This window comes from Micromonospora auratinigra (genome assembly GCF_900089595.1).
Taxonomy (GTDB): Bacteria; Actinomycetota; Actinomycetes; order Mycobacteriales; family Micromonosporaceae; genus Micromonospora; species Micromonospora auratinigra.
Genome location: NZ_LT594323.1, coordinates 4,550,078 through 4,571,372, shown reverse-complemented (window position 1 = coordinate 4,571,372; position 21,295 = coordinate 4,550,078). Strand labels below are relative to the sequence as shown.

At 74.6% G+C, this 21,295-nt stretch carries 25 protein-coding genes; 16 read left to right on the top strand and 9 right to left on the bottom strand.

All coding sequences use genetic code 11. The features are described 5' to 3' along the window. Positions 1-166 precede the first annotated feature (166 nt). The 3 genes from GA0070611_RS20490 (at position 167) to GA0070611_RS20480 (ending at position 3,123) form a co-directional block, all read left to right on the top strand. Entirely contained in the window at positions 167-952 is a 786-nt protein-coding gene (locus tag GA0070611_RS20490; protein WP_091666765.1) for a DeoR/GlpR family DNA-binding transcription regulator, read from the top strand. A 94-nt stretch (positions 953-1,046) separates the two neighbouring features. After that, positions 1,047-2,030 (top strand): ATP-binding cassette domain-containing protein, encoded by a 984-nt coding sequence (locus GA0070611_RS20485; protein ID WP_091666763.1) that lies wholly within the window; start codon positions 1,047-1,049, stop codon positions 2,028-2,030. Positions 2,031-2,106: 76 nt separating this feature from the next. Continuing rightward, positions 2,107-3,123 (top strand): ABC transporter permease subunit, encoded by a 1,017-nt coding sequence (locus tag GA0070611_RS20480; protein ID WP_091666760.1) that lies wholly within the window; start codon positions 2,107-2,109, stop codon positions 3,121-3,123. 31 nt (positions 3,124-3,154) lie between these two features. Here the strand turns inward: GA0070611_RS20480 and GA0070611_RS20475 are convergent, their stop codons facing one another. Next, on the bottom strand, positions 3,155-4,234 hold the full coding sequence (locus GA0070611_RS20475; RefSeq protein WP_091666757.1) for a HEAT repeat domain-containing protein: 1,080 nt from the start codon (positions 4,232-4,234) through the stop codon (positions 3,155-3,157). Positions 4,235-4,371: 137 nt separating this feature from the next. Here GA0070611_RS20475 and GA0070611_RS20470 point away from each other — a divergent pair, with 137 nt between their 5' ends. Continuing rightward, the gene (locus GA0070611_RS20470; RefSeq protein WP_091666755.1) at positions 4,372-4,830 is read left to right on the top strand and encodes a DUF3263 domain-containing protein; all 459 of its coding nucleotides are present in this window, start codon (positions 4,372-4,374) and stop codon (positions 4,828-4,830) included. 5 nt (positions 4,831-4,835) lie between these two features. Here GA0070611_RS20470 and GA0070611_RS20465 read toward each other — a convergent pair whose 3' ends face one another. Further along, a complete protein-coding gene (locus tag GA0070611_RS20465) occupies positions 4,836-5,048 on the bottom strand; it encodes a hypothetical protein (RefSeq protein WP_091666752.1) in 213 nt (70 codons plus the stop codon). Positions 5,049-5,211: 163 nt separating this feature from the next. Here GA0070611_RS20465 and GA0070611_RS20460 point away from each other — a divergent pair, with 163 nt between their 5' ends. From GA0070611_RS20460 to GA0070611_RS20405, 12 genes are all read left to right on the top strand, one after another. Further along, complete coding sequence (locus tag GA0070611_RS20460; protein ID WP_091666749.1) at positions 5,212-6,114, top strand: hypothetical protein; 903 nt, start codon at positions 5,212-5,214, stop codon at positions 6,112-6,114. Between the two features lie 151 nt (positions 6,115-6,265). Next, complete coding sequence (locus GA0070611_RS20455; RefSeq protein WP_091666746.1) at positions 6,266-6,775, top strand: GNAT family N-acetyltransferase; 510 nt, start codon at positions 6,266-6,268, stop codon at positions 6,773-6,775. Between the two features lie 289 nt (positions 6,776-7,064). After that, on the top strand, positions 7,065-7,514 hold the full coding sequence (locus GA0070611_RS20450) for a hypothetical protein (RefSeq protein ID WP_091666743.1): 450 nt from the start codon (positions 7,065-7,067) through the stop codon (positions 7,512-7,514). 2 nt (positions 7,515-7,516) lie between these two features. Next, positions 7,517-8,719 carry an SRPBCC family protein gene (locus tag GA0070611_RS20445; protein ID WP_091666740.1) on the top strand — a complete coding sequence of 401 codons (1,203 nt, stop codon included), beginning with the start codon at positions 7,517-7,519 and terminating at the stop codon, positions 8,717-8,719. Then, a complete protein-coding gene (gene gvpJ / locus GA0070611_RS32595) occupies positions 8,716-9,135 on the top strand; it encodes a gas vesicle protein GvpJ (protein ID WP_091666737.1) in 420 nt (139 codons plus the stop codon). The genes GA0070611_RS20445 and gvpJ (GA0070611_RS32595) overlap by 4 nt, the downstream gene beginning before the upstream one ends. A 1-nt stretch (position 9,136) precedes the next feature. Continuing rightward, complete coding sequence (locus tag GA0070611_RS20435) at positions 9,137-9,892, top strand: GvpL/GvpF family gas vesicle protein (RefSeq protein ID WP_091666735.1); 756 nt, start codon at positions 9,137-9,139, stop codon at positions 9,890-9,892. A 3-nt stretch (positions 9,893-9,895) separates the two neighbouring features. Beyond that, the gene (locus GA0070611_RS20430; RefSeq protein ID WP_091666733.1) at positions 9,896-10,228 is read left to right on the top strand and encodes a gas vesicle protein GvpG; all 333 of its coding nucleotides are present in this window, start codon (positions 9,896-9,898) and stop codon (positions 10,226-10,228) included. Position 10,229: 1 nt separating this feature from the next. Further along, positions 10,230-10,586: a gas vesicle protein GvpO gene (locus tag GA0070611_RS20425; protein WP_091666727.1), complete on the top strand. Its 357-nt coding sequence runs from the start codon at positions 10,230-10,232 to the stop codon at positions 10,584-10,586. A 28-nt stretch (positions 10,587-10,614) separates the two neighbouring features. Then, complete coding sequence (gene gvpJ / locus GA0070611_RS32590; protein WP_231921173.1) at positions 10,615-10,959, top strand: gas vesicle protein GvpJ; 345 nt, start codon at positions 10,615-10,617, stop codon at positions 10,957-10,959. Next, positions 10,943-11,740: a GvpL/GvpF family gas vesicle protein gene (locus GA0070611_RS20415; protein WP_197675755.1), complete on the top strand. Its 798-nt coding sequence runs from the start codon at positions 10,943-10,945 to the stop codon at positions 11,738-11,740. Before gvpJ (GA0070611_RS32590) ends, GA0070611_RS20415 begins: the two co-directional genes overlap by 17 nt. Then, positions 11,731-12,090 (top strand): gas vesicle protein, encoded by a 360-nt coding sequence (locus GA0070611_RS31960; RefSeq protein ID WP_091666717.1) that lies wholly within the window; start codon positions 11,731-11,733, stop codon positions 12,088-12,090. The genes GA0070611_RS20415 and GA0070611_RS31960 overlap by 10 nt, the downstream gene beginning before the upstream one ends. After that, positions 12,087-12,440 carry a gas vesicle protein K gene (locus GA0070611_RS20405; protein ID WP_231921172.1) on the top strand — a complete coding sequence of 118 codons (354 nt, stop codon included), beginning with the start codon at positions 12,087-12,089 and terminating at the stop codon, positions 12,438-12,440. Before GA0070611_RS31960 ends, GA0070611_RS20405 begins: the two co-directional genes overlap by 4 nt. Before the next feature lie 128 nt (positions 12,441-12,568). Here GA0070611_RS20405 and GA0070611_RS20400 read toward each other — a convergent pair whose 3' ends face one another. Genes GA0070611_RS20400 through GA0070611_RS20370 form a run of 7 tightly spaced genes read right to left on the bottom strand, consistent with a single transcriptional unit; the run spans position 12,569 to position 20,955 of the window. Then, positions 12,569-14,833 carry an AAA family ATPase gene (locus tag GA0070611_RS20400; RefSeq protein WP_091666715.1) on the bottom strand — a complete coding sequence of 755 codons (2,265 nt, stop codon included), beginning with the start codon at positions 14,831-14,833 and terminating at the stop codon, positions 12,569-12,571. A gap of 42 nt (positions 14,834-14,875) precedes the next feature. Continuing rightward, positions 14,876-15,388: a hypothetical protein gene (locus GA0070611_RS20395; protein WP_091673189.1), complete on the bottom strand. Its 513-nt coding sequence runs from the start codon at positions 15,386-15,388 to the stop codon at positions 14,876-14,878. A gap of 44 nt (positions 15,389-15,432) precedes the next feature. Further along, positions 15,433-16,176 (bottom strand): GTP-binding protein, encoded by a 744-nt coding sequence (locus GA0070611_RS20390; RefSeq protein WP_197675754.1) that lies wholly within the window; start codon positions 16,174-16,176, stop codon positions 15,433-15,435. Further along, complete coding sequence (locus GA0070611_RS20385; RefSeq protein ID WP_091666713.1) at positions 16,154-16,603, bottom strand: DUF742 domain-containing protein; 450 nt, start codon at positions 16,601-16,603, stop codon at positions 16,154-16,156. Before GA0070611_RS20385 ends, GA0070611_RS20390 begins: the two co-directional genes overlap by 23 nt. After that, on the bottom strand, positions 16,600-17,064 hold the full coding sequence (locus GA0070611_RS20380) for a roadblock/LC7 domain-containing protein (protein ID WP_091666710.1): 465 nt from the start codon (positions 17,062-17,064) through the stop codon (positions 16,600-16,602). Before GA0070611_RS20380 ends, GA0070611_RS20385 begins: the two co-directional genes overlap by 4 nt. After that, positions 17,061-19,784, bottom strand: coding sequence for a sensor histidine kinase (locus tag GA0070611_RS20375; protein ID WP_091666707.1), 2,724 nt, complete (start codon positions 19,782-19,784; stop codon positions 17,061-17,063). The genes GA0070611_RS20380 and GA0070611_RS20375 overlap by 4 nt, the downstream gene beginning before the upstream one ends. Next, positions 19,771-20,955, bottom strand: a complete 1,185-nt coding sequence (locus GA0070611_RS20370) for a hypothetical protein (protein ID WP_091666705.1) — start codon at positions 20,953-20,955, stop codon at positions 19,771-19,773. Before GA0070611_RS20370 ends, GA0070611_RS20375 begins: the two co-directional genes overlap by 14 nt. Positions 20,956-21,295: the final 340 nt, after the last annotated feature.

Below are 21,295 nucleotides of genomic sequence, written 5' to 3'. Positions count from 1 at the left end.
ATACGGCTCGATATGGCCGTCTTTCGCGCGTCATTCTGCGCGAGATCGGGCGGCTGTGGCAACCGTCTCCCAGATCGCGCAGGTCAAGGTTTTGCGCCTCGGTAGTTTCGCGCACTACTGTGCACGCAATCAATCACCGTTCGTGCAGAGTCAGTGGAGGCCGCGCGTGGACCGCTACGCCCGATGGAACGCGCTGCTGGAGATGCTGACCGACAGCGGACGGGTCAGTGTCGAGGAGGCGGCCGACCGCCTGGACGTCTCCCAGGCGACCATCCGGCGCGACTTCGACCAGCTCGCCCAGCAGCAGATGATCACCCGGACCCGGGGCGGGGCGGTCGCCAACGGGGTCTCGTACGACCTGCCGCTGCGCTACAAGACCGCCAAGCACTCCGCCGAGAAGCAGCGGATCGGGGCGGCCGCCGCCGCGCTGGTCTCCCCGGGCACCGTGGTCGGCCTCAACGGCGGCACCACCAGCACCGAGGTGGCCCGGGCCCTGGCGGTCCGGCCGGACCTCAACACCAGTGCCGAGGGCGCCCAGCTCACCGTGGTCACCAACGCCCTGAACATCGCCAACGAGCTGCTGGTCCGGTCGCGGATGAAGGTCGTGGTGGCCGGCGGGGTGGTCCGGCCCAAGTCCTTCGAGCTGGTCGGTCCGCTGGGCGGCGCGCTGCTGCGCGAGGTCACCCTGGACGTCGCGCTGCTCGGCGTGGACGCGATAGACCCGCAGCTCGGCGCCGCCGCCCACCACGAGGGCGAGGCGGCGATGAACAGCCTGATGGTGGCGCGCGCCAAGCGGGTGGTGGTGATCGCCGACTCGTCCAAGCTGGGCGGTCACGCCTTCGCCCGGATCTGCCCGGTGGACCGGGTGGAGACCCTGGTCACCGACTCGGGCGCGGACCCGGCCGTGGTGCAGGCGTTCCGCGACGCCGGCGTGCACGTCGTCACCGCCTGACCGCAGCGCGACACCCCGATGCATACCGGGTATTGCCAGCGACCGTATACCGCGTATGGTGTCCGCTGTCACCTACTCATCGGGGGAGGTCAGCTTGACGGCTGTCCTGGAGATCGAGGGTCTCCGTAAGACGTACCGGAGCCGGAAACGCGGGACCCGTCACGCGCTCGACGGCTTCGACATGCGGGTCGAGGCCGGCCAGGTGCACGGCTTCCTCGGCCCGAACGGCTCGGGCAAGACCACCACGCTGCGGACGCTGCTCGGGCTGATCCGGCCCAACGGCGGCCGGATGGCCATCCTGGGCCGGGAGCTGCCGCAGGCGCTGCCCGCGGTCGCCGGGCAGGTCGGGGCCATCGTGGAGAGCCCGCAGTTCTTCCCGCACTTCTCGGCCCGGGACACCCTCGGGCTACTGGCCCGCGCCGGTGAGCTGCCCGCGCGGCGGGTCGACGAGGTGCTGGAGCTGGTCGGGCTGCGCGACCGGGCCGGCGAGCGGGTCAAGACGTACTCGCTCGGCATGAAGCAGCGGCTGGCGGTCGCCTCCGCGCTGCTGAAGAACCCGGAGCTGCTGATCCTGGACGAGCCGGCCAACGGCCTCGACCCGGGCGGCATCCGGGAGATGCGCACCCTGATGCGGGACCTCTCCGCCGCCGGGATGACCGTGGTGCTCTCCAGCCACATCCTCGGCGAGATCCAGCTCATCTGCGACTCGGTCACCATCATCTCGCTGGGCCGGCGGGTCGCCTTCGGGCCGGTCGGGCAGGTGCTCGCCGCGCACTCCCAGGGTTCCGTCCGGGTGCGCCTCGAAGCGGTCACCGACCTGCCCCAGGCCGCCGACACCCTGACCCGGGCCGGTATCGGGGTGACCGCCGAGGCGGACCACCTGATGCTCGCCGGCGTCGACAAGCCGGCCACGGTCAGCCGCCTCCTCGCCGAGCAGGGCCTCTACGTCAGCGAGCTGGCCCCGGTCGCGGTCGACCTGGAGAGTGTCTTCCTCGAACTGACCGCCACCGCGCCGGTCCCCGGCCAGCACCGGCAGGTCGACCAGTCCACGAAGGTCGAAGGAGGTTGGGGCGCATGAGCGAGCGTCAGCGAGCGAATCATCGATGCGGCGCGGATGTGCCTCGTGCCGGCGCCGACCGCAGGGAGGTGACGGCATGAGCTTGTACGTCACCGAGCTGCGCCGGCTGGCCAAGCGCCGGATCACCCGGCTGCTGCTGGTCCTGCTGGTGCTCGGGCTGGCCGGGGTGGCCACCGCCTTCGCCCTCTCCAGCCACCAGCTCACCAAGGAGGTCGTCGCCGAGGCCCAGGCGCAGGCGGATCGCCAGTACCAGCAGGCGCTGACGGAATGGAAGAAGACGGTCGCCGACTGTGACGCCGCCCAGGCGCGCGGCGAGCGGGGCCTGGAGGAGAAGTTCGGACCCGACTGCGGCCGCCAGTGGCAGCCCCAGCCGGACATGTTCGACCCGAAGTGGAGCCTGCCCTACCAGTTCGACTTCCGGGCCGAGTTCCCCACCTTCATCGCGGTCTTCGCCGGGGCGCTGGCGCTCTTCGCCTTCATCGTCGGCGCCTCCTTCGTGGGCGCCGAGTGGAACACCGGCGGGATGATGAACCTGCTGCTCTGGCGACCGCGACGGCTCGCCGTGCTGGGCACCAAGCTGGCCGCGCTGCTCACCGCGGTGACCGGGGTGACCGTGCTGCTGGGGGCGCTTTGGACGGCGGCCTTCTGGCTGGTCGGCACCTCCCGCGGGACCACCGCCAAGGTCACCGCCGGGGTGTGGCGGTCCATCGGGCTGGACGGCCTGCGCGCGCTGGGCATCATCCTGGTCGTCGGCGCGGTCGGCTTCGCGCTCGCCTCGCTCGGCCGGCACACCGCGATGGCGCTCGGCGCGGCGGTGGCGGTCTTCGCGATCAGCGAGATCGGGCTCCGGATCGCGGTCGCCGTGCTCAAGGTGCCGTTCGGCGACCGGTACCTGCTCTCCACGTACGCGCAGGCCTGGTTCCTCAAGAAGGTGCAGCTGCTCGACTTCCGGGCCTGCGAGTTCGCCAAGGGTGAGTGCCGGCCGGCCGAGCTGCTGGTCACCTGGCAGGACTCGGCGTGGGTGTTCGGCCTGGGCGCGGCGGTCGCCCTGGTCGCCGCCTTCTGGACCATGCGGCGGCGCGACATCGCCTGACGCATCCGGGCCGCCCGGTGACGCCACGACGTCATCGGGCGGCCGGGGTGCCCGGCCCGCGCTCCAGGGCCGTCCGTGCGGTCCGCCGGACCGTCGGGTCCGGGTCCTCCGCCAAGCCGGCCAGCAACGGGCGGGCCCCCGGCCAGGACTGCCGGGCGAGCACGGCCGCCAGTTCCCACCGCACCTCGGCCGACTGGTCGGCGGCCAGGGTCGCCAGGGTGGCGGCCCACTCGTCCCCGGCGTGCGAGCCGAGCGAGACCGCGACGGCCTTCCGTACCCACGGGTCGGGGTCGTCGGCCCGATCCCGGAGGGCGTCGAGCGGCCCGTCGAGGTGCCCGAGGCCCCGGGCTGCGCTGCGGCGTACCGTCGGATCGGGGTCGTCGAGCAGCGCGAGCAGCACGGTGGCGGCGTCGTCCCGGCGGTCGGAGCCCGCCGCCGTCCGGCCGATCGCCTCACCCAGCGCCGACCGGACGGTCGACGAGCTGTCGCCGGTCAGCGCGAGCAGGTCGTCTGCCGCCGACGGGGCGGCCGACCAGGCGAGGATGAGCACCGCCGCGCGGCGGTTGAACGGTTCGGGGTCCCGCAGGGCGGTGCGGACCAGCCCGTACGCCCAGGGCTCCCGGCCGGGGTCGGGCAATGCGTTGACCGCCGTCCAGCGGATCCACTGGTCGGGGTCGGCCAGCGCTTCGCGGAGCACGTCGGCGTCGTCGGGCTGGAGGACGTGGCCCAGTGCCCAGAGCCCGGCCTGGCGCAGCTCCGGCGCGGGGTCGGCCACGAAGGCGAGCACGGTCGGGCGGCAGGCGGCCGGTTCGCGGTGCAGGAGGTTGCCCAGGTGCAGGGCGAACGTGTCCCGGTCGTCGTTCGGGTCCACCGGGTGGGCGTAGGTGCGCAGCAGGTACGGGAACGCGGCACTGCCGGAGAGCCCGACCAGGACCCGCACCAGCAGGTCCCGGCCGTAGGTGTCCCGCCGTTCGAGGCAGCGCGCCAGCGCGGCCCGGACCGGGACGACGAGCGACTGGTCGCCGCGGTCCGCCAGGTCGAGGGCGAGCTGGTAGGCATCGCCCTCCCGGGTGTCGATGAGATCGAGCAGACGCGCCAGCTTGTCGTGCACGGGGACATTGTCCGTGCCGGACGTCGACTCCGGTGCCCCGGACATCGCGTCCGGTGCGGCGCGGGCGGGTGCTGGTTACGCTGGGGCTCCCCGGCCGGTCCGCTCCGCGCCGGCCGCCGTCCCCACCGAGGAGCGCCATGCCCGCCGACGCCTCCGCGGCCGCCACCGACCGGCCCGAGCCGTCCGCCCCGGCCGAGGTCGTCGCCCGGGAGGCGGGCGTCGCCGTCCCGCCGCCGCGCTCCGCACCGGCCGTCGAGGTCGGGCCCGCCAACCCGGCGGCCGCCGACGACGGCCCGGCGGCCGACCCCGAGGCCGACGACGCGGCGGACGAGGAGCCGGCCGCACCCGCAGCCGACGTCGGGCCGGCCGAGCTGACCGATCGGGAGCTGCGGATCCTCGCCTTCGAGCAGCGCTGGTGGAAGCACGCCGGGGCGAAGGAGCAGGCGATCCGGGACACCTTCGGGCTCTCCGCCACGCGCTACTACCAGCTCCTCAACGGGCTGCTCGACCACCCGGCGGCGCTGGCCGCCGAGCCGGTGCTGATCGGCCGGCTACGTCGGCTGCGCTCGTCCCGCGCCCGCAACCGGCGGCGCTGACCGGCTCACTTCTCGTACGTGCGCAGCCCGTTGCCGATGGCGAAGAAGGTGGGCGCCCACTCCCCGATGAAGATGCCCCAGCGGTCCGCCCGGGCCACCCCGGCCCGCTCCAGGTGCTTGGAGAGGAACCAGCTGGTGAAACTGAGCCCGATGCTCACGAACCCGGCCAGGTAGGCGTGCTCGGACTTGAGTCCCGACTCGTGCAACCGCTCCAACATGCGATCCCCCTGTCACCGATGTCCCACCGCTCGTGCGCGGTCCGGCTCCTGACGTTACCGATGGTCCGACGGCCGTGACGGTGAGTTGCCGTGACGGGTGGTCGCCGCGCGGCATGCCGCCGGGTCGACCGGGTAGGCGGCGGTGGACGGAGGGAGCGGACGGATGGGTGCACCGGACCACCGGTACGCGATCGGCAGCCGACCGGCACGACCGACCGGCCTGGCGCCGCTGATGCGGGTGCGGGCCGCCTCCGACCCGGCACCCGGTCGGGCCGACAACGAGGACCTGGTCCTCCGGTTCGGCCCGCTGGTCGGCGTCCTCGACGGGGCGACCGTGCCGGAGGGCTTCGACACCGGCTGCGTGCACGGTCCGGCCTGGTACGTCCGGCACCTGGCGGCCCGGATCGGGCTGGCCGTCGCGGCGCGTCCGGCGGCGACGCTGATGAGCAGCCTCGCGGCGGCGATCCTGGCGGTCCGCGCCGACCACGGCGACGAGTGCGACCTGGACCATCCGGGCACCCCGTCGGCCACCGTCTGCCTGCTGCGCGAGGGTGGCGACCAGGTGGACTACCTGGTGCTCTGCGACAGCCCGCTGGTGCTGGACACCGGCGATCGGGTCGAGGTGGTGGCCGACGACCGGCTCGCCGCGGCAGCGGCGGACCTGCGGCGGCAGGCGCGGGCGCTGCCCGGGGCGGACATCGACGCGGCGACCCGGTTCCGCCGGGCGGTGACGGTGCAGCGCACCCGGATGAACCGGACGCACGGCTACTGGGCGGCGGCCGGCGACCCGGACGCGGCGTACCACGCGCTGACCGGGACCCTGCCGCTGACCGGTCCCGGGGCGCTGCGGCGGGCCGTGCTGCTCAGCGACGGCGCGTCGTGCGCGGTGGAGCAGTTCGGCCTCTTCGACTGGGGCGGACTGCTGGACGTGGTGGCGGCGGAGGGCCCGGAGGGGCTGATCGGCCGGGTGCGGGCCGCCGAACGGGACCACCCGGAGCGGTTGCGCCGGCGCAAGCGGACCGACGACGCCTCGGTGGTGCTCTGCGAGTTCGACCCGCTGACGTGAGGACGCTCACGGCAGAACGAACCGGTCGGTTGGCAACGGAGCGTAAGGCGGAACACCCCGGGGGTACGACCGGTCCACCCGCCTCCGCCGGACCGGCAGTACGTGCCCGAAGTGGTGGACTCGGGCCGGCAGGGCGGGCAGACTGCGGCACGTGACGGGAGCCGTACGACTGGAGCCGGTGAGTGAGGCGAACCTGGAGCCGTTGCTCTCCGTAGCCGCCGCGGAGGCGGAGCCGGAGGACGTGATGCCTCCGGTGGAGGCCCCGGCCGGCTGGTCGCTGGCCCGTCGTGACGCCTTCCGGGAGTTCCACCGGGCCCGCTTCGGTGGCCTGGACGGCCCCACCCGCACCCGGATGTACGCCATCGTCGCCGCCGGCGAGGTGATCGGCATGGTGCGGATGACCCGCTGCGCCGAGCCGGGGACGGTGGAGACCGGGATGTGGTTGGGCCGTTCGGCCCGGGGTCAGGGGCTGGGGGCGGCTGCCCTGCGCGAGTTGCTGCACGCCGCCGCGGCGGCCGGAATGCACACCGTCGTGGCCGAGACGACGGCGGACAACCGGGGCGCGTTGTCGGTTCTCCGGAAATGCGGCGCCGCCTTGCGGGAAAATGGCGGCAAGGTGCGTGCTGAAATGTGTCTCGACACCGTGCTGCCCGTTCGCTGACAATTCTTGGTTGTCTTCGGGCAACTATCGCATTCTTGCTGCCCAGTGCGTCCCTCGTGACCGTTTTGCGTGCTATCGACCCGGCTCTTTCGGCCGTCCGAATTCGGTTGTGACCGGCTCGTCGGAATGCGCAGAGAAATGTTTTGCCTGCTGGGTGACGGGTACTGCCCGCCGGGTCCGCTGATGCGGGACACCGGTCGCAGGCCCATTTTCTGCTGATCCCCGGCAGCTTTTCCGGGCCTGCTCCGTGCTTGAGGTGTCCCTTCCGCCGGGGAGCGAAGGAGAACTGATGAAGAGCGGAGCTCGGATCGCCCTGGCGGTCGGTTTCGGATATGTCCTCGGCCGCCGCAAGAAGCTGCGGACCGCCCTCACCCTGGCCGCCGCGGTGGCCGCCGGCCGGGCCAGCCAGCAGCCGGGTGGCCTCAAGCAGGTCGCCGGCAACCTGCTCGGCGCCACCGGTCAGCTCGGCAACCTCGGCAAGCTCGGCGCGCCGCTGGTCACCGCCGGCAAGGCCGCCGCCACCGCCGCCGCCGGCAGCGGCATCGACGCGGTCAGCGGCAAGCTGCGCGGCAGCGCCGACGCGCTGCGCCGCCGGTCCGGGCAGCAGCCGGACGACCTGGAGCGGTCGGCTCCCGACGAGGAGCAGGAACTCGACGAGCAGCCCGAGGCGGGCGACGACGAGCCGGACGACGACCGGGAGCGCGACGAGCGCCCGGTCGCGCGGCGACGGGGGCGGTGAGCATGGCCACCAGCAATCTCACCGACAAGGCCCGTGACCAGCTCGGCGGCGAGCTGCGCAACCTCGCCTCCGCGATCGGGGAACGGGCCGTGCAGGTGGTGACCGAGCGGCTCACCGGCGCCACCGGCCGGCTCAGCGAGTACGCCAGGCAGGGCGGCGGGCCCGGACTGATCGCCGCCGCCACCGGCGCGCAGAAGCTGGCCGAGGGCCACTCCCCGATGAAGGCCATGTTCCATGCCGGCCTGGCCGGCGGTAAGGAGAAGTTGATGGCGGCGTTCGGCGGCGGTGGCAAGGGCGGCAAGGGCGGCGGCAAGAAGCTCAAGGTCACCAACATCGTCGAGACGATCGAGGTCGGCGTGCCGGTCCGGGTCGCGTACAACCAGTGGACCACCTTCGGCGACTTCCCGAGCTTCATGAAGAAGGTCGAGCTGGCCGAGAACGACTCCGACGAGAAGATGAACTGGAAGGCGCAGATCTTCTGGTCGCACCGGAGCTGGGAGTCGACCATCGTCCGGCAGATCCCGGACCGGCTGATCCACTGGCGCTCGAAGGGTGAGAAGGGCTCCGTCGACGGCACGGTCAGCTTCCACGAGGTCGGGCCGGAGCTGACGAAGATCCTGGTGGTGCTGGAGTACCACCCGAAGGGCCTCTTCGAGCACACCGGCAACCTCTGGCGTGCCCAGGGCCGCCGGGTGCGGCTGGAGCTGAAGCACTTCGTCCGGCACGTGATGACCCAGACCGTGCTCGACCCGGACTCCGTCGAGGGCTGGCGGGGCGAGATCGAGGACTCCCAGGTGGTCAAGGATCACGAGACCGCGCTCCGGGAGGAGCAGGAGGCCCGCGAGCAGCCGGGGCAGGGCGGCACCGGGGAGCCCGAGGAGCAGCCGGAGGAGCAGGAGGAGGAGCGCCGGCCCGCCGGGCGCGGCCGCCGCCAGCCGCCGCAGCGCCGCCGCTCGCCGGAGGACGAGGAGTACGACGACTACGACGCCGACGACGACTTCGACGACGAGGAGTACGACGAGGAGCCGGACGAGGAGGAGCAGCCGCCGCCGCGCCGCCGGCAGCCCGAGCGGGCCCGCCGCCCGCAGCGTGAGGAGCGGTCCTCCCGTGAGGAGCGGGCCCCCCGCGAGGAGCGGTCCCGCCGTGCCCCGGAGGCACCCCGCCGGCCGGTGGTCCGGCGTCGACGCGAGGAGCGTGGCGAATGACCGTGGCGACGGCGTCCGGCCAGGCCGGTAGCGCGCTGGAACGCAGCGGCGGTGGCGGTGGCGGCGGCACCCTGGCCGACGTCGTGGAGACCGTCCTCGACAAGGGCGTGGTGATCGACGCCCAGGTGTCGATCGCGGTGGTCGGCATCCAACTCCTGGAGATCAACGCCCGGATCGTGATCGCCAGCGTCGAGACGTACCTGCGGTTCGCCGAGGCGGTCGACCGGCTGAGCATCACCCCGAAGGGCACCAAGGGACTGCCGGACCTGGTGGGCGACGCCGCGGGCGCGGCCACCAAGGGCAAGGCCATCTCCGGGCTGGGCAAGGCGGCGCAGGAGATCAGCGGCGCGGTGGCGGACTCCATCCGGGACCGCGACGACGACGACCGGCCGCGCCGCCGGAACAGGGAGCGTTGAGATGACGCAGGAGACCGGACTGTTCATCTACGGCATCGTGCCGTCCGACGTGGAGCCGACCCCCGACGCGGAGGGGGTCGGCACCCCGCCGGCCGAGGTCACCGCCGTCCGGCACGGCGAACTCGCCGCGCTGGTCAGTGAGATCGGGCTGGAGGAACCGATGGGCCGCCCGGCCGACCTGACCGCGTACGAGAGCCTGCTGGACGGTACGGCGGAGGTCGCGCCGGTCCTGCCGGTGCGCTTCGGCACGGTGGTGACCGGCGAGGACGCGGTGCACGACCTGCTGGCGGCGCACCACGAGCAGTTCGCCGACGCGCTGACCGAGTTCGAGGACCGGATCCAGTTCACCGTGCACGGGCGCTTCGACGAGCAGGAGTTCATCGGCGAGCTGCTGGCCGGGAACGCGGACGCGGCCGCGCTCGCCGACCAGGTACGCGGCCGGCCGGAGATCGAGAGCCGGGAGCAGCGGATCCGGCTCGGCGAGATGATCAGCCAGGCGGTGGAGCTGCGCCGCGAGGCGGAGAACCGGGCCATGATCGACGCCGTTGACGGGCTGGTGGTGGCGAACGCGCCGCGGCAACCCAGTCACGAGCTGGACGCGGTCAACGTCGCCTTCCTGGTCGGCGCCGACGACGAGGAGGAGTTCGTCCGGGCGGTGGAGGAGTTCGCCGAGCAGCGCCGGGACCTGATCCGGATGCGACTGATCGGCCCGCTCGCCCCGTACGACTTCGTCAGCGCGCACCAGCTGGTGGAGTGAGCCGTGGACATCCTCTGGTCGTTGCTGACCCTGCCGTACGCGCCGGTGCGCGGGCTCACCTCCCTGGTCAAGGTGGTCGCCCGGGAGGCGGAGTCGCAGCAGTACAACCCGGTCAACATCCGGCGCGAGCTGGAGGAGCTGGACCGGGCGGTGGCGGCCGGCGACATCACGCCGGAGGAACGCGACCGCGGTCAGCAGCAGGTGCTGGACCGGCTCACCCCGCCGTCCGGCGGCCGTACCCCCGCCCGGGGGAACGGTGGCGCGCGGCGGCCGGCACCGGCCCGGCGGCGGCCCGCCGAGCGGCGGGGTGGGCAGCACCGTGGGCGAGGGAGATGAGATGACTTCAGCACGGATCCGCGGGGACGGGAACCGGGAGCGCTGGCGCGACCGGGGCGGACCCGCCGAGGAGCGCTACCTCGACGAGCACGACGAGGAGGCGATCAGCACGGCCGACGCGGCCCGGGAAGGGCTGCGCCAGGTCGTCGGGCTGACCGGTAAGGACCCGCTCGGGGTCACCTCGATCCAGCCCACCGACGACGGCTGGCGGGTCGGCGTGGAGGTGGTCGAGGACCACCGGATCCCCGCGTCGACCGACCTGCTCGGCCTCTACGAGGTGGAGCTGGACATGACCGGGGCCCTGCTCGGCTACCGGCGGACGCGGCGCTACCAGCGCGGCAAGGGGGACGGGGGCTGAGATGACCATTGGGCGGCAGCCACCTTCGGTGGTGCAGAACACTGGGCAGGTGATGGGGGCCGGCCACGAGCCGGCGAACCTGGGCGACATCCTGGAGCGCGTCCTGGACCGGGGCATCGTGATCGCCGGCGACATCCGGGTCAGCCTGCTCGACATCGAGCTGCTGACCCTGAAGCTCCGGCTGGTCATCGCCTCCGTGGACACCGCCCGGCAGATCGGCATCGACTGGTGGGAGCACGATCCGTGGCTCAGCTCGCGGGCCCGCCCGCCGGTCGAGCCGGGGCCCCGGGACCCGGAGGAGGTGGAGGCGTCCCGGCGGCCGAGGGTCGCCGCCCGGGCCGCCCGGGAGGAGTGGGATGACTATGACGGCTGACCCCGGCACCGGCGTCTGGCTGCACGGCGTGCTGGCCGACGCGGCCCCGACCACCCTCGCCGGTATCGCCGGCATCGCCGGCACGCCCGTCCGACCGGTCCCCGGCGCCGGCCTGGTCGCCGTGGTCAGCGACGCCCCGCTGGCCGAGTACGGCGAGGAGGCGTTGCGCCGCAACCTGGAGGACCTGGCCTGGCTGGAGCGGGCGGCCCGGGCCCACCACGCGGTGGTCGACGCGCTCGCCCGCAGCGGTGCCGTGGTGCCCGCCCGGCTCGCCACCGTGTACCGCGACGACGACCGGGTGGCCGGGGTGCTGGCGGACCGGCACGACGAGCTGACCGGCACGCTGACCCGGCTCACCGGCCGCGCCGAGTGGGGCGTCAAGGGGTACGTGGTGCCCGGCGCGACCCCGCGCGTCGAGGAACCGGCCGGCGGGGGCGGGGCCGGGGCGGCGTACCTGCGGCGACGCCGGGCCCAGCTGACCGCCCGCGAGGAGGGGCAGCGGATCGCCGCCGACGCGGCGGCCACCGTGCACACCGCCCTGGCCGGGTACGCGGCCGACGCCCGCCGGCACGCGCCGCAGGACCGGCGGCTCTCCGGCGCGCCCACCGCGATGGTGCTCAACGGCGCGTACCTGGTCGAGCGGGCCGGGCTGGACGGGTTCTCCGCGCTGGTCACCGAGCTGGCCGAGCGGCACCCGGAACTCCGGCTGGAGCTGACCGGGCCCTGGCCGCCGTACTCCTTCGCGGCGGCGGAACCCACGGCGGAGCCGGCATGGGCGTGAGCGCGCTCGCCCCCAGCAGCGCCGACGACCCGCTGGCCTACCAGCCGGTGGCCCTGGTCGACCTGCTCGACCGGGTGCTCGCCACCGGTGTCGTGATCACCGGCGACATCACCCTGGCCATCGCCGACGTGGACCTGGTCCGGATCTCGCTGCGCGCCCTGATCGCCTCGGTCGGCGCGCTGGCCCCGCCGGAGCTGACCCCGCCGGTCCCGCCTGGCCTGTCCGCGCCGGTCCCGCCTGGCCTGTCCGCGCCGGTCCCGCCTGGCCTGTCCGCGCCGGTCCCGTCTGACCTGTCCGCGCCGGTCCCGCCGGTGGCCGTTGAACCGGCCGCGACGGAGGTCGGGCGGTGACCGGCCGGGACGAGGCGGCCGAGCTGGCGGCGGCGCTGGGCGAGCCGCAGTGGCAGGCCCCCCGGGTCCGGCCGCTGGACCGCCGGCTCGCCGTCGACCAGGACTCCGTCGAGCGGGGGCTGGCCAGCCTCGTGCTCACCGTGGTCGAGCTGCTGCGGCAGTTGATGGAACGGCAGGCGCTGCGCCGGGTCGACCTGGGCGACCTCAGCGAGGAGCAGGTCGAGCGGATCGGCGGCACCCTGATGGCGCTGGAGCAGCAGATGACCCACCTCCGCGACTACTTCGGCCTCTCCCCCGAGGACCTCAACCTCGACCTGGGCCCGCTCGGCCCCCTCCTCCCCACCGACTGACCACCCGACCCCGACCCGGGGGGTCGTCGGCGTCGATCATGAAGTTGACGGCGATGTCGATCTCCGTTACGGCCGCCAACTTCATGATCGACGGGCTGGGGCGGGCCGGGTGGGACCGGGGAGGGGGGTCAGCGGTGGGTGGCGGCGTAGGACTCCAGGTGGGCCAGTTGGGCGGGGTCCAGGGAGGGGCGGACCCGGTCGCGGGCGGCCGCGACGTGGGCGGCCGTCACCGTGGTGGCGGTAAGCGAGTCGCGCATCGCGGCCAGCGCCGACTCCCGGATCAGCGCCGCACAGTCGGCGGCCGAGAAGCCGGCCAGCTCCGCGCCGAGCGCGGCCAGGTCCACGTCGGCGGCGAGCGGCACGTCGCGGGACGCCGCCCGCAGGATCTCCGCCCGGGCCGGCCCGTCCGGCGGGGGTACGTACACCAGGCGTTCCAGCCGGCCGGGACGCAGCAGCGCCGGGTCGACCAGGTCCGGACGGTTCGTCGCGCCGACCACCACCACGTTGCGCAGCGCCTCCACCCCGTCCAGTTCGGTGAGCAGGGCGGCCACCACCCGGTCGGTGGTGCCGCCGTCGGTGGCCTGGCCGCGTACCGGGGCGAGGGCGTCCACCTCGTCCAGGAAGACCAGCGTGGGCGCGGCCTCCCGGGCCCGGCGGAACAGCTCGCGGACGGCCCGTTCGCTCTCGCCCACCCACTTGGAGAGCAGCTCCGCCCCCTTCACCGAGAGCACGTTGGCCCGCCCCGCGCCGGCCAGCGCGGTGACCAGGTAGGTCTTGCCGCAGCCGGGCGGGCCGTAGAGCAGCACCCCGCGCGGCGGGGTCACGCCCAGCCGGGCGAAGGTGTCCGGGTAGGTCAGCGGCCAGAGCACCGACTCGGTCAGCGTGTCCTTGACCTCGCCCAGCCCCCCGACGTCGTCCAGGGTCACCGTGGCCAGCTCCAGGGTGGACGCCGCCATGGTGGTGGGCCGGACCACCTCCAGCGCGGCGGTGAAGTCGGCCATCGCCACGGTGGGCGTCTCCGCCGCCTTCTGCCGCAGCGCCGCCCGGACCCCGGCCTCGCGGACCAGCGCGGCCAGGTCCGCGGCGACGAATCCCGGCGTACGACCGGCCACCTCGTCCAGCCGGACGTCCTCGGCCAGCGGCACCTGCCGGGTCAGCACGGTCAACTGCTCCCGGCGCAGCGCCTGGTCCGGCAGCGGCACGCTGATCCGCAACGACAGCAGGTCCGGGGCGCGCAGCGTGGGGTCCACCGCCTCGGGCCGCCCGGTGGTGCAGACCACGGCCGCCCCGGCCCGCAGCGTCTCGGCGACGACCTGCCGGAACACGGTGGCCACCGGACCGGGCCCGTCGGCCGGGGCCAGCGCCTCCACGTCGGTGACCAGCAGGACGCCGGCGACCTCCCCGCGTACCGCGGCGGCGGCCTCGCGCAGCCGGCGGGCCGCCGCGTCGGAGTTCAGCGCGGCCAGCTCGGGAGCCCACAGCGGGCGGACCCGGGCGCGGACCCGGGCGGCGACCGCGCGGACCAGCGCCGACTTCCCCGAGCCGGCCGGACCGCTGACCAGCACCCCCAGTGAGACCGTGGTGCCCAGCCGGCCCAGCACCTCGCGGTGGTGGAAGCCCAGGTCGAGCAGCTCGGTCAGCTCCTCGGCCTGCGGGCGCAGCCCGGGAAGCTCGTCGACGTCGGGCGCGTCGGCCGGGTCGAGCGGACCAGCTGGCGCGGTCGGCACGAGGTCCGGCGCGCCGCCGCCGTCCGGACCGCCGCCGTCCGGACCGCCGCCGTCCGGACCGCGGGAGCCGGCCGGCTCGACGCCCCGGGTGGCGGTGCCGTGTTCCCAGCCGACCACGGTGTCCATGGTGACCAGCGCGCCCGGCCCGGGGTCGGCGGCGACCACGCTGAGCAGGGTGCTGGTCCAGGCGTACCCGACGGTGTTGGCGAGGCTGCGGCGGGCGGCCTCGACCAGGCCGCGGACGGCGGCGTCGGGGAGCACGTCCTGGGGCAGCAGCGAGACGTCGTCCCCGGCGCTGACCACCTTGCCGAGCAGGGCGAGGCGGAGCATCTCCGGCGACACCGCGGCGACGATCGCGACCGGACCGGCCAGGGTCACCCGCCGGGCCGGGACGACCGGCAGCGGGCGCACCGTCACCTGGCCGCCGTCGCGGACGCCGAGGTTGCCCAGGATCAGGTCGTCGGCGTAGAGCAGCGCGCTGCTCGCGGTCGGCTCGGCCGGGGCCACGATGCCGGCGGTGACCCGGCGGCCGGCCAGCCGCACCGGATCGCCGGGGCGCAGCGCCAACGCGGTCAGCACCTCGGGGTGCAGTCGGACGACGCCGCGCCGGGCGTCGAGGGCCGCCGGCCGCAGGCTCGCGGTGAGGGTCAGGTCGGGGTCCGCCACCCGCCCGACAGTAGCCGCCGCCCTCACGCCGTGCCGGTCCGATCAGAGCGGGCCGGTCTCCTCCAGCAGCGAGGGGTCCCGCCGGATCATCTCGGCCAGCCGGGCCGCCGGGTCGCCGGCCATCCCGTCCCGGCCGGGGGCGGGCACCGTCTTCACCGACATCGGCCAGGACGACGGCGGCGCGGGCGCGGCGACCGGTCCGACCGCCACCACCGGCCCCGACCAGGAGATCCGCAACGGGTACGCCTGCCCGTCCTGTTCCACCCGCAGCGTCACCGCCAGCCCGGGGTGCTCGGCGACCACCCGGCGGACCGCCTCGGCGACCTCCTCCACCGGATCCCGCTGCTCCGCCGCTCGGGCCCCGCCGCGCAGCCGATACGCGCCGTGCCCCGCGCGCCCCACCGCCGGCTCACCCGCGGTCACCGGATCACCGGCCACGACGGGCTCCCCGCCCTCGTCCCGGCCGGGGTCCTCCCCGGGCGTCGTCGTCCGGCGGCGCAACGCCTCCTCACGGCGCGCCAGCCGGGCCAGTGTCTCGTCCAGGTCCCCTCTCATCACGACCACCCCTTTCGTGAAAACGGATCCCACCGACGTACGGTTCAGGCGCTCCGATCGCGGGTCGCCCGGTCCAGCGCCCGGTCCAGCACCACCAGCAGCGCGTCCCGGACGGAGAACCGGTCCCGGGCGTCGAACTGCACCAGCGGCACCTGCTCGTCGATCGCCAGCGCCCAGCGGATCGAGGGCAGGTCGAGTTCGAGGCGGCCGTCGAAGGCGTTCACCCCGACCGCGAAGGGCACCCCGGCCCGCTCGAAGAAGTCGATCGCCGGGAAGCAGTCGTCGAGCCGGGCGCTGTCCACCACCACCAGCGCGCCGAGCGCGCCGCGGGCCAGGTCGTCCCACATGAAGCCGAACCGGGCCTGGCCGGGCGTGCCGAAGAGGTAGAGCTTGAGGCTGCGATCGATGGTCACGCAGCCGAAGTCCATGGCGACCGTGGTGGTGGTCTTCGGGGAGTCGGCCCCCGGGTCGTCGACCCCGATGCCGGCGATGGTCATCTCCGCCTCGGTGGTCAGCGGGGCGATCTCCGAGATCGAGCCCACCGTGGTGGTCTTGCCGACGCCGAAGCCACCGGCGACGAGGATCTTCACCGGCACCGGGGCCCCGGTGGACGGTCGCCGGCCCGGAGCGCCGGACGCGGCCGGCGGCCGGTACGCGGGCGGCGGCGGTGGCACCGGTCGCGCGGCGGCCGGCGCCGGGACGGCCGCGCCGCCGTACCGGGTGGCGGCGTCGTTCGCGGTCGGTCCGCCCGTGGCGGCCGGCCATTCAGGAGATCGCACGTAGTCCATCAATCACTCGCAGGATGATGTCGGGATCGAGGCCGTCGTCGACGTCCCCGACGTGCACGTCCAGGTGCCCGGCGGCGCGCAGGTCGCCGACGAGCACCCGGGTCACACCGAAGTGCATCCGGGTCCGGGCGGAAATCTCGGCGACCGAGATCGGGTCGGCGCAGAGCGTGACGATCGCGGCCAGCTCCGGTGGCAGCCGGGCGACGACCGCCCAGGAACCGCTCGCCGCCCGGGTCGTCACCTGGGTCTCCAGCCCGATCGCCGGGTCACCGGCCACCCGGCCGGCGGTCAGCACGAACGGTCGCGGGGCGGGCGGCGCGTCACCGCCGGGTTCCCACCGGCCGCCCGGGGCCGGCGCGCGCAGGTACGGCCGGATCCGGACGCCCGGTTCGGGGTCCGGATCCGCGCCGGCCGCGGGCGGTGTCATTGCTGGACGGCGTTCTTCAACTCGGCGATCAGCTTGGGGCTCAGCGCCCCGCCGGCCCGGCCGGCGAAGAGCGTCATCTCGTACGCCACGGTGCCCAGGTTCGCCGAGCGGTCGGCGACCACCCCGAGCACCGAGCCGCTGCTGATCGCGCTGATCAACAGGTAACCCTCGGCCATGTCCACGATCACCCGGTTGAGGCCGCCCAGCGCGTACCAGCTGGCGGCACCGCCGGCGAGACTGGTCATGCCGGAGACGACCGCGGCGAGCCGCTCCGCGTTGGAGCGGTCCTTTATCGCGGACATCGCCATCAGCAGGCCGTCGGAGGAGACCGCGATCGCCTCCATCACCCCGGCGGTGCTCGACGTGAACGAGTCGAGCAGCCAGTTGAAGGTGCGGGCCTCCGGGCTGAGGTCGCCGACCGTCTTCTGGTCGGCGTTGTCGTGCAGGAAGGGGCTGGTCACCGTGATGGGTCCTCTTCGTAGCTGCGGTCTGGACTGACTTCGCGCAGAGCACGGGCGACGCCCGCCTCGAACTCGGTGATGCGGTCGCGGACCTCGGCCGGGTCGCCGGGGTGCGGGCTGGCCGGCGGTGCGGCCTGGAACGGCGCGACGAACAGGTTGGCCCCCGGCACCCGCCGGCTGAGCCGGGGCCGGTCGGGCGTGGCCGTCGGCGGGGCCGGGGCGGGCGGCGCCGGGGCGGCCTCGCCCTCGGCCCGCCGGACGCCGGCCTGGAAGGCCTCGACCAGGGCGCGGACCGTGGCGGGATCGGCGGTGGTGGCGTCCACCGGCCCGACGGCGGTCATCGCCGGGGGCAGGCTCGCCCCGGGCACCCGTTGCCGGACCGTCGGCCGTCCCTCGTATCCGGAACCGGTCGTCGGGCCGCCCGGTCGGGCGGCGGGCCCAACCACCGGCGACCTGTCCGGCCCGGCCATAACGGGCCGCGCGCCGGCCGGACCGGCCACCTCGGCCGGCTCGGCGAACGACGGCCCGGTCGGCGGTGGGGCGGTCGACGGCCCGGTCGGCGGTGCGCCGGTCGACGGCCCCGCCGGCGGCCCGGCGAACGACGGCCCGGCCGGGGCGGCCGACGGGGCGGTCGCGGTGGTCGACGACGCGGTCGGGGCGGCCCCGGTGGCGGCGGGTTCGGGCGTGACGAAGGCGTTCCAGGACCGGCCGGTCTCGATGCTGCGGGTGGCCCGGTCCAGCAGCACCGGGTCGAACACCGGCTGCTCTTCGGTGACCGTCGTCTCCGGGGCCGGGGCACGGACCGGCTCGGGGAGGGACCGCCGGTCCCGGGAGGGTACGGTCGCCCGCGCCACCGTGGCGCCGGCCCGCTCCGGCCGGCGGACCACCAGCAGGGCGGCCGGAATCTCCAGCCGGGCGGTCACCCCGCCGCCGGTGGTCGGGGTCAGGTCGACGGTCCAGCCGTGCCGGCGCGCCAGCCGGCCCACCACGAACAGCCCGAGCACCTCGCTCGGGGCCAGGTCGAGCCGCTCGCGGCGGGTCAGCCGGGCGTTCTCCTCGGCCAGGCGTTCCTCGCTCATGCCGATGCCGTGATCGGTCACCACCAGCCGGGCGCCGCCGTCGGTCAGCTCGCCGGAGACCACCACCCGGGTGTGCGGCGGCGAGAAGACGGTGCCGTTCTCCATCAGCTCGGCCAGGGCCAGCACCAGGTCACCGACGATCGCCGGGGCGGCCGCCACACCGGGCGGCACCTGCACGTCCACCCGGGTGTAGTCCTCGATCTCGCCGAGGGCGAGGCGGACCACGTCGGCGAGCGGCACCGGGGCGACGTGCCCGTCCGCGCCCGCCGCGCCGGAGAGCACCACCAGGCTGCCCGCGTTGCGGCGCAGCCGGCTGGAGATGTGGTCCAGCCGGTACAGGTGCTCCAGCCGGCCCGGGTCGGCCTCCTGCCGTTCCAGCCGGTCGATCAGCGCGATCTGCCGGCCGACCAGGTTCTGTGTACGCCGGCCGACGTGGCCGAACATCTGCGCCACGTTCCGCCGGCCGGCCACCTGCCGCTCGACCAGCCGTGCCGCGGTGCTCTGCACCCGGTCGAAGGCGCGGGCCAGGTCGCCGATCTCGTCCCGGGCCCGGACGTCCACCGGGTCGAGGCGCACCGGCTGGGCGGCCTCGTACTCGTCGTCGGCGACCCGGGTCAGCTCGGCCTCGGCGACCCGGGCCACCCGGTCGGCCGAGCGGGTGAGTCGGGTCAGCGGCCGGGCCACGGTACGGGCCACCGCCATGCTGAGCAGGACCACGGCCAGCAGGACCAGGGCGGCGGCCGCGCCGACCAGCCAGGCGACGGTGAGCGCCCGCCGCTGGTCGGTGCTGGTCTCGGCGATGACGTCCGCGACGATCTTCTTCTCCACGAACTGGCCGAGCGTGATCATCGACCGGACGGAGGGGAAGAGCGCGTCCAGGGGCACGGACGCGATGGCGGCCACCGGATCCCGCACGCTGTCGACCAGGAAGGTCGGGGTGGTCCGGGCCGCCACGGCCGCGTCGTCGAGCATGGCGAGCTGGTACTGCTCGGGCGTGATCAGCTTGCGGAACCGCTGGTTGTCCACCTGCAACGCGGACATGCAGGCGATGTACGCGGCTGCCAGCCGGGGGTCACTGGTCGCCTTGACCAGCACGATCAGCGTGGCGCAGGCGCCCAGCCCCTCGTCGGCGCGCAGCAGCCCGTCCAGCGCCAGCACCTGCTGACCGGCCGAGGTGTTCGTGTCCACCTGGAACGGCAGGCGCAGCGACTCGATCAGGGCCATGTCGACCGCGCCGAACGTCTCCAGGATCTGGGTCGGGGTGGCCCGCCCGGCGAGCACCCCGGTCCGCAGGTCGGCCAGTTTCCGTACCCCGTCCAGGGCGGTGGCGATCGGGCCCGGCAGCGACCCGGCCCGCAGGTCGGCGACCCCGTCGTCCACGGTGGCCGACTTCTGGAGCAGTTCGGTGCGCGACACCCGGCCGAGCAGCAGCCCGACCGAGAGCAGCCGTTCCTGCTGGAGGTCCTGCACCAGGGTGCCGATCCGGCTGGCCATCCGGACGGTGTGCGCGATGTCGTCGGCCCGCTGGGCGGCGGCCACCCGGTCGAGGACGACCGGCACGGCCAGCCCGACCATGCTGAGCAACGGGATGATCACCAGCAGGGTGAGCTTGCCCCGGATCCGCAGCCTACCGAGCAGCATCGAAGGGCCCCCACCGCTCGGGCTCGCCGCGGCGTCCGGCGCCGACCGGTTGGAGCCGGCCGTCGCCGGCCGCCGGCAACCGGCCCGGCCCGCCCTGCTCGGGCGGGGCGGCGTCCCGGTCGACGGAGGCGTCCCGGTCGGTGGCGGCCTGCCGGCGGGCCCGGCCGAGCGCGGCGAGCAGCAGCCAGGTGAGCGCCACCAGCAGCAGCGCCGCGGTGCCGACCGCCGCCAGGTTGACCAGCCGGTCCCGGTCCAGCCGGTCGATCCGCGCGGTCAACAGGTCGTCGAGCTGGTCGAGGATCACGGCCCGGAGCTGTTTCGCGGCGGCCTGCGCGCTGCTGCCGCTGGCCGAGAGCTGGGTCAGGTCGGGCGTCGACCGGGCGGCGGTGGGCGTGCTGTAGGCGGCGAAGGCCTCGATCGAGCGCTGGTAGGTGTCCAGCGGGGTGAGCACGTTCGCGCCCAGGTCGGTGCTCTCCGAGTCGTCCACCGCGGCGCGCAGGTCGGCCACCAGGTCGGTGGCCGGACCGAGCGCGGCGACCTGGAGGCCGGCCAGTTCGGCGCCGGTCTTCGCGCGCTCGGAGGCCGGCCGACGGGGGGCCATCCGGAGCACGTCCATGAGCCGGCCGGCGTAGACCGTGGCGGTGGGGAGGTCGCCGCCGATGCCGTCCTGGAGGAAGAACGAGTCCGGCTGCGGGTCGCGGATCAGCCCGGAACTCTCCCGGACCTTGCGGTACAGCGCCAGCAGCAGGTCGGTGACCTCCCCGTACGCCTGGTAGGCCGCGGCGGGGTCGGCGAGGCCGCGGTCCGGCAGGGCCTCCAGCTTGGCGCGCAGCCCGGCCCAGCGTTCGTGGCTGCGCAGCTCGTCGCCGACCTCGTCGTCCACCCGGGCCGCCTGCTCGACCGCGGCGGTGAGGGCGGCCCGGGAGACCTGCCCACCGCCGACCGCGGTGGACTGGGCCTCGACCACCGCGTCGGTGACCGGGGCCAGGGCGCGCAGGTAGCGCACGCCGAGCCGTTCCCGGGCCGCCAGGTCACGGTCGTCGCCGGTGTGCCGGCTGGCCTGGGTGAAGAGCAGCCCCAGCGGGGCCAGCAGCGTCACCACCAGCAGCAGGGGCAGGGCGCGGCCCGCCAGGGAGGGCCGGCGACGGACCCGCGGTGCGGGAACGGTCATGTGTGTCTCCTCCGGCGACGGCGGACGACGCTGCGGTGGCGGGGAGGTCGCCGTACGCAGTCCCGTGCACCGGACCGGAAATTAGTCGACCTGCGCGGGGGTGTGACGCCTGTCGCCGAGTCGGCTTCACGTCACTCGCCTTCCCGTCACTTCTCGTTGATCTCGCCGACACGGATCGTTCCGGAAGCCCGGCAGGATGCCCGCATGAGAGTTGTTCTGATGGGTTAGGAGTGAATTCGCGGGATTCGAAGTCAACTCGCTGAGCCGCTCTGGACCTTCGGCGGTCGACCGCCCTCACTCGCCGATCGGTGCAACCGGACGGACGTACGGCGGATCTCAG

Coding starts and splice junctions, on each gene's coding strand:
- GA0070611_RS20415 (WP_197675755.1), top strand. CDS start 10,943: ATGACTATGACGGCTGACCCCGGCACCGGCGTCTGGCTGCACGGCGTG.
- GA0070611_RS20435 (WP_091666735.1), top strand. CDS start 9,137: ATGACGCAGGAGACCGGACTGTTCATCTACGGCATCGTGCCGTCCGAC.
- GA0070611_RS20370 (WP_091666705.1), bottom strand. CDS start 20,955: ATGACCGTTCCCGCACCGCGGGTCCGTCGCCGGCCCTCCCTGGCGGGC.
- GA0070611_RS20375 (WP_091666707.1), bottom strand. CDS start 19,784: ATGCTGCTCGGTAGGCTGCGGATCCGGGGCAAGCTCACCCTGCTGGTG.
- GA0070611_RS20395 (WP_091673189.1), bottom strand. CDS start 15,388: ATGAGAGGGGACCTGGACGAGACACTGGCCCGGCTGGCGCGCCGTGAG.
- GA0070611_RS20450 (WP_091666743.1), top strand. CDS start 7,065: ATGAAGAGCGGAGCTCGGATCGCCCTGGCGGTCGGTTTCGGATATGTC.
- GA0070611_RS20480 (WP_091666760.1), top strand. CDS start 2,107: ATGAGCTTGTACGTCACCGAGCTGCGCCGGCTGGCCAAGCGCCGGATC.
- GA0070611_RS20425 (WP_091666727.1), top strand. CDS start 10,230: ATGACTTCAGCACGGATCCGCGGGGACGGGAACCGGGAGCGCTGGCGC.
- GA0070611_RS20385 (WP_091666713.1), bottom strand. CDS start 16,603: ATGACACCGCCCGCGGCCGGCGCGGATCCGGACCCCGAACCGGGCGTC.
- GA0070611_RS20465 (WP_091666752.1), bottom strand. CDS start 5,048: ATGTTGGAGCGGTTGCACGAGTCGGGACTCAAGTCCGAGCACGCCTAC.
- gvpJ (WP_091666737.1), top strand. CDS start 8,716: ATGACCGTGGCGACGGCGTCCGGCCAGGCCGGTAGCGCGCTGGAACGC.
- GA0070611_RS20390 (WP_197675754.1), bottom strand. CDS start 16,176: ATGGACTACGTGCGATCTCCTGAATGGCCGGCCGCCACGGGCGGACCG.
- GA0070611_RS20470 (WP_091666755.1), top strand. CDS start 4,372: ATGCCCGCCGACGCCTCCGCGGCCGCCACCGACCGGCCCGAGCCGTCC.
- GA0070611_RS20445 (WP_091666740.1), top strand. CDS start 7,517: ATGGCCACCAGCAATCTCACCGACAAGGCCCGTGACCAGCTCGGCGGC.
- GA0070611_RS20460 (WP_091666749.1), top strand. CDS start 5,212: ATGGGTGCACCGGACCACCGGTACGCGATCGGCAGCCGACCGGCACGA.
- GA0070611_RS31960 (WP_091666717.1), top strand. CDS start 11,731: ATGGGCGTGAGCGCGCTCGCCCCCAGCAGCGCCGACGACCCGCTGGCC.